Here is a 5,457-nt window from a genome sequence, read left to right on the forward strand (position 1 = left end):
CGACCCCGCCGCCGACTGGGCTATCTCACGCCCACCGAGGCATTCGCTCGACTGCTCGCCGGCGAGCCCCATGTTGCTTCGACGCCTTGACATCGCCCTTTGCGATCTCACCAATGGTGTGCTTACCGTCGAGTAATTCGATGGTGGAGACGAGCTTGCCTGACTCCGAGTCGTCGGTCAGTGTAGTGGAGGTCGGGTTCCAGACCCCCTGTCGGAACTCCACCCGGTTGACATCATGAACGACCACCGAGTAGCGGTTCTTGACGCCATAAAAACTGTTCTCTTGCGTGCTCACGAAGTTCTCCTCCCAACAATGACGGAATGAATATAGGTTTCAAAAAGCCCGTCGATGCCGAGAAGGTCATGCACCTCATCGTCACACAGGCTTCCGCACTCCACGGCTCCCAACTCGAGTGCGGATGCGGCCAATCCCATGGACGCGGCAACGTGTCCGGCTTCGACAAACAGGAACCGCAGCCCCCGGGCTCCGTACTTCCGCATCGACCGCCACGGGCGACCAGCAAGAATGAAGACGGCTGAGGCGCGCGATAGGTGATCCTGGTCGGGTGGGGAGATGCAGGTGTCAACGATGCGTGCCGCATCGCCAGCATTAGGCGTGCGTATCAGTGCATGACGTCGCTTGTCGTACCGGTGAACGACCGGGGCCAGGCCCTCGACCCGTAGGGGCAGTACGTACGCGTCGATCGGTCTGAGGCCCCCGCCGTTGGCCGCCGCATAGAGAGGGAACTGGACTTGGCCGCCGTCGCTGAGTTCTACGCGGGCCCGTCCGGTTTCAGCGATGCTGTGCCCGATGATGTCGGTGAGCTGCTGGAGGGACATCTCTTCTGATGCGAAGGAGCGGCGGCTGCGTCGTCCCGCGACAGCGCTACCGAGAGTCGTGTCTATGGCCTGTGGAGACGGAAGAGGAACCACATCGTCGGGATGAGCATCTTCCTGGCCGATGAGTGAGACTGTTCGCAGGCCGTCATCGTTGAAGTAGGGGCGTGTGGAAATCTGTACTCTCACGTCGCCTCGCACCATTCGGGAAGCGAGTAGGTACTGTTCCGCGATTCGGCTACTCGGCCCCTGCCCCAGGGTTCGATGTGTCAACTCAGATGAGCGTAGTCCGGTTGACTGAATGGACGGCTGCCAAGTCTTGTAGCCGTTGTTGATGGCGAGATGCCTCAGCTCAGATGACGACAGGCGAGGGCCGTTGTCTGCCTCCGCGGAGTCTTGTGCTGCGTGGCTCGTTGTCTCACGAGTGAATCTGTCCGGCATATGTCCTCCTCTAAGTTCTCTGCCAGCCTTCGGCGACACATGTGCCGGGGCATCGGCCTCTGGGAGCGAGTACCGCCCCCAGAGGCCGACTCCGTTGGCGCGCCCGCACGGGTGCGAGCGTGTCAACGGTGGCGTCGACTCACTCGTCGTCGACGGTGACGACCGCGGCGGTCGTGGTGCCAGTGGTGCCCGCAGGGACCACCATCTGCACGCCGGCGTCGTCGTTGTGCGCGAGCGTCCGCTGCTCGGCGATTTCGGTGCTGGTGAGACGCATGACTCAACCTCCTTGATCTGTACTCCTCCGGACGCTGTTCGCCCGGAAAGTCGGAGCTGCGATTTCTCGCATTCTCACCGTAGGTACGTGGCAAGGCACAGTTGTAGTCCGGGAATGCACGGACGGGGCTATGGTTGACAATGATACGGGTTGGCCTGTATGTATGCGGCATGGGGACTGTTGCCGACGCGAGCACGAAGCTCTCGAACCCGCGAGCTGCTGTGCGGTGGAGCGAAGAGCGTTCACCGAGCCTGAGCTGTGGTGCGCAAGGGTCTACGTCAATCTGCGGCTCCGGATCGCGAACGCAGGACCAACGCACGATCTTCTCTTGGGGAACCCTCGGATAGCGGCACTGGAAGGGCCGATTGTGACGAAGCGTTTTCATCGTGCAGCAGCCTCTAAGAGAGTTTCTGAGGTCAAGGGTCTCGTTAACCTAGAGCCATTTTGCGATGCTCTTACAGAGTGCATGAGGCGAAACGAGGGCGAGGAATTTGACTGGCCCCGTATTTGCGCGGTGGTTGACTGCATGCGAGAACGCGTCGGCTTGGGTCTCAAACTGGTGGACGAAATTGGTGGACTCTCAGATGATGCCGTCGCAGTGGCGGTCGCCGCGAGCATCTCAGGCAGTCCGTTTCGACTGACTGCGTTGCTTCCACTCCTCACGTTCTCTGAAAAACGCGGACGTCAAGCACTCGCCGAACTCAAAGAACTTAAAGTTATTGTTGCCCTCGAGGATCACTATCGAGCTTTTGTCTCCCTCGGCCTAGAACCGAATTCCCTTGACGGCCGTCAAGCTGGGGCGCATGCTGCGCCGAGCCCACGAGAACAAGAGGTTGCCCGTCTCGTCGCTCAGGGTCTAACTAATTATCAGATTGGGGTGCGACTTGGGCTAAGCGAGCGCACGGTCGAGACATACATTCGACGCCTCTTCAGAAAGCTCAATGTGAGTTCACGATCCCAGGTCGTGGCTTGGCAGATGTGCCAGGAAAACGTTCGCCTCCCGCTCATGGCTAACGACCCCGTTGAGCACACTTCAACGTAAGTTCCTCTGCTCAGAGAAGCGGCGCGGTCGAGTCCAAATTCCTTTTCTGGTGCAGTGTCAAGGCTGGCCTTCCGCTCTTGGGGGTCCCTATGTTCTTGTCAAGCAGCGAGGGGCATTGGTGAGGGGTCTGGGGCCGGCGCGGGAGCCCGGTAGGGCTCTCGGTTCTTGATCATCGCGAACAGGACGTCGCACCGGCGTCTCGAGAGGCAGATGAGGGCGGCGTTGTGCTTCTTGCCCTGGGCGCGTTTGCGGTCGTAGTAGGCCCGGCTGATGGGGTCGGATCTGAGGGCTGCGAATGAGGACAGAAAGAGGGCTCGTTTGAGGTGTTTGTTTCCGGATCGTGCGGGGAACTCGCCGCGGATCGAGGTTCCGGAGCGTCGGGTGACTGGTGCTAGGCCGGCGTAGGCGGCCAGGTGGCCGGCGGTGGGGAACTGTGAGGCGTCGCCGACGTCGAGCAGGATCCGTGCTGCGGTCCTGACCCCGACGCCTGGCATCGAGGTCAGGACCTCGGCAAGAGGGTGAGCATCAACCACTTTCTCGACCTGGACCGCGAGCTCAGCGCGCTGGTCCAGGACCTGACGCAACGACGCGGCCAGCTTCGGCAGGACCTGTTCTGCCGAAGCCGTGCCAGCAACGACGACGGTCTGCTCGCCGAGAGCGGTGGTGATGGCGTCGGCGAAGGGTGGGGCGTTGCGGGGGTAGGCCTTGGTGATGATGCGCAGCAGCTTGGACTTCGATGCGGCTGCCATGCCTTGCGGGCCGCCGAGCTGCTCGATCACCGCCAAGCCCTGCTTGGTGGTCAACCTCGGTCCGACAACGCGTTCGAGTGCGGGATGGATCTGGGTGAGCAGGCCTCGGATGCGGTTCGACAACCGCGTCGCCTCGGCCGCAAGATCTTCGTCGAAGCCGACCAATACCTTGAGTTCGGCGAGGGTTTCCTCGCCAGCGTCGACGCGGCGCAGGGTGTGGGGCATCGTGCGGGCGGTGTCGGCGATGATGAACGCGTCACGGGCGTCGGTCTTCGCGTTGCCGGGGTAGAGGTCGGCGGCGCGTCGCATCGCCAACCCGGGCAGGTAGGCAACCGTGATGCCCATCGAGCGCGCGACCGCAATTGGCAGCGCGCCGATCGTGTTCGGTTGGTCCACGACCACCAGCACTCGTCCATGGGTTTGGATCTTGGTGAACAAGTCTTCGAGTTTGGCCTGGTCTTGCGGCAGAGGCTTGTCGAAGACCTTCTTGCCGGCAGTATCCAGCGCGCAGGCGTAGTGGGCTTGTTTGCCCACGTCCAACCCGCACCAGATGTCGAAGCCGATCTGTTCCATGATGACCACCATCCTTGCATCGAAGCGACGGTCGCCATGGTTGGTGATGCGTCAGCTGCCGGCACCCACGTTACGAAGAGACCTCATTGCTGGGCCGTGTCCCTATCAGCGGTCGGCTGGCGCCACCAGGCCCGGTGACAACACCCCCCCGGATCATTCGTGCGACAGGGGCAGTAAGTCATGCCGGGCCCGGCGACCGTAACCCCGCCCTACGGGGTCACCAGCAAGGTAACGGGGCTGCCGATCCGTACCAGGTATGCATCCTGTCGCCTCCTTGGGGCCATGCAGCAACTCTGTTCGATCAACGTGTCCGGCCACCACACCACATGGGAGACTGCGTTGGTCACCGGCGTGTCCTCGGGAGAGATCGCCCGATAGATCGCAGTGTGCCGATAATTACCGATCTCTTCCTTGCAGACGCAGGCCTGGCGCTGCGCTGCGATGGTCATCGACGGCGTCTCCTCGACTTCACCTGCTGCGTCCGCGCACGGTGTGCAGGCGGTGAAGAACCGGTGGTCTTGAACAGGTCCACCCATGCCTCGACGGGCATGTCCTTCGGGAGTCCTGCAGCGGTCATGCCGTGGCGTGTCAGCCATGCCTGTGCGGTCTGTGGTGACCCGAGTGAGGTGGTGCGCGCGAGGATCTGGGCGAGCCCCCGGCCGGGGCCGGTGTAGACGCGGTGGACCAGGGCATGGAACTGGCGTCGCCGTGTCGGGGACAGCAGCGGATGTTCGCGACGGTGGATGGTGAGGATTCCGCCGTCGACTCCCGGACGCGGGGTGAACGCGCGAGCGGGAACACGACTGTGCAGCGTGAACTCGAACCAAGGCGCCCATTGCGCCGTCATCATCGTGGCACCGCCGACGCCCGCTCTGCGCCGCGCGACTTCCCATTGCACGAGCACGATTGCATCGGTCCATGCGGGTGCGTGCAGGATGCGGCGCAGTATGGCCGTGGTCTGGTGAAACGGCAGGTTGCCGACGAGCACATGCGCAGACGTGGGAAGCCGGTAGGTCAGGAAGTCGTCGGCGACGACCTCCACGTGCGACGGGAGCCGTGGGGCCAAGCGTCGGGCGAGCCGGGTGTCGATCTCGACGGCTGTCACCGGTCGCCCGAGCTGGGCCAACGGCGAGGTGAGTGCTCCGTCACCGGGGCCGATCTCGATGATCGGGCCCTCGGTGGCGGACACGAGCCGGGTGATCGTGGCAATGGTGGATGGGTCAGTCAGGAAGTTCTGGCCGTGCTCATGACGGCCACCTCGATAGGTAGGCACTGTTCGCTCCGTGGTTGTTGCGGAGCCGGGCACGCTGAAAGAGCCGCCCGGCCGTGATCACCGGGGGCGGGAGCAACAACCTGTGGAGGGTGCTCTCCGCCGTTAGCGGCTGCGCAGACGCAGCGAAGCAGTGCCGTAGAACAACATGCCCACTAGCGTAGGCGACCCCACGGCGATGTCAAGGCGTCGAAGCAACATGGGGCTCGCCGGCGAGCAGTCGAGCGAATGCCTCGGTGGGCGTGAGATAGCCCAGTCGGCGGCGGGGTCG

The 5,457-nt window shown here is 63.0% G+C and carries 7 protein-coding genes; 1 reads left to right on the forward strand and 6 read right to left on the reverse strand.

The features are described 5' to 3' along the window. Positions 1-25: 25 nt before the first annotated feature. From CJ197_RS15450 to CJ197_RS15785, 3 genes are all read right to left on the reverse strand, one after another. A complete protein-coding gene (locus CJ197_RS15450) occupies positions 26-295 on the reverse strand; it encodes a hypothetical protein (protein WP_199173957.1) in 270 nt (89 codons plus the stop codon). After that, positions 292-1,278 (reverse strand): SagB/ThcOx family dehydrogenase, encoded by a 987-nt coding sequence (locus tag CJ197_RS15270; protein ID WP_102237459.1) that lies wholly within the window; start codon positions 1,276-1,278, stop codon positions 292-294. The genes CJ197_RS15450 and CJ197_RS15270 overlap by 4 nt, the downstream gene beginning before the upstream one ends. A 139-nt stretch (positions 1,279-1,417) precedes the next feature. Next, entirely contained in the window at positions 1,418-1,552 is a 135-nt protein-coding gene (locus CJ197_RS15785) for a hypothetical protein (RefSeq protein ID WP_255407897.1), read from the reverse strand. A gap of 526 nt (positions 1,553-2,078) precedes the next feature. Here CJ197_RS15785 and CJ197_RS15980 point away from each other — a divergent pair. Then, positions 2,079-2,594: a response regulator transcription factor gene (locus tag CJ197_RS15980; RefSeq protein ID WP_102237461.1), complete on the forward strand. Its 516-nt coding sequence runs from the start codon at positions 2,079-2,081 to the stop codon at positions 2,592-2,594. A 98-nt stretch (positions 2,595-2,692) separates the two neighbouring features. Here the strand turns inward: CJ197_RS15980 and CJ197_RS14645 are convergent, their stop codons facing one another. The 3 genes from CJ197_RS14645 to erm all read right to left on the reverse strand — a co-directional run bounded on the left by CJ197_RS14645 (position 2,693) and on the right by erm (position 5,189). Beyond that, positions 2,693-3,928: an IS110 family transposase gene (locus CJ197_RS14645; protein WP_170957839.1), complete on the reverse strand. Its 1,236-nt coding sequence runs from the start codon at positions 3,926-3,928 to the stop codon at positions 2,693-2,695. 197 nt (positions 3,929-4,125) lie between these two features. Then, complete coding sequence (locus CJ197_RS14650; protein WP_073717678.1) at positions 4,126-4,365, reverse strand: hypothetical protein; 240 nt, start codon at positions 4,363-4,365, stop codon at positions 4,126-4,128. Continuing rightward, entirely contained in the window at positions 4,362-5,189 is an 828-nt protein-coding gene (gene erm, locus CJ197_RS14655) for a 23S ribosomal RNA methyltransferase Erm (protein WP_102237460.1), read from the reverse strand. The genes CJ197_RS14650 and erm overlap by 4 nt, the downstream gene beginning before the upstream one ends. Positions 5,190-5,457: the final 268 nt, after the last annotated feature.

The sequence above is a fragment of the Brachybacterium sp. UMB0905 genome, assembly GCF_002871795.1.
Taxonomy (GTDB): Bacteria; Actinomycetota; Actinomycetes; order Actinomycetales; family Dermabacteraceae; genus Brachybacterium.

Excerpts from the sequence above, each read along its gene's own strand:
- CJ197_RS15270 (WP_102237459.1), bottom strand. The coding sequence starts at position 1,278 with ATGCCGGACAGATTCACTCGTGAGACAACGAGCCACGCAGCACAAGAC.
- CJ197_RS15785 (WP_255407897.1), bottom strand. The coding sequence starts at position 1,552 with ATGCGTCTCACCAGCACCGAAATCGCCGAGCAGCGGACGCTCGCGCAC.
- CJ197_RS15980 (WP_102237461.1), top strand. The coding sequence starts at position 2,079 with ATGCGAGAACGCGTCGGCTTGGGTCTCAAACTGGTGGACGAAATTGGT.
- CJ197_RS14645 (WP_170957839.1), bottom strand. The coding sequence starts at position 3,928 with ATGGTGGTCATCATGGAACAGATCGGCTTCGACATCTGGTGCGGGTTG.
- CJ197_RS14650 (WP_073717678.1), bottom strand. The coding sequence starts at position 4,365 with ATGACCATCGCAGCGCAGCGCCAGGCCTGCGTCTGCAAGGAAGAGATC.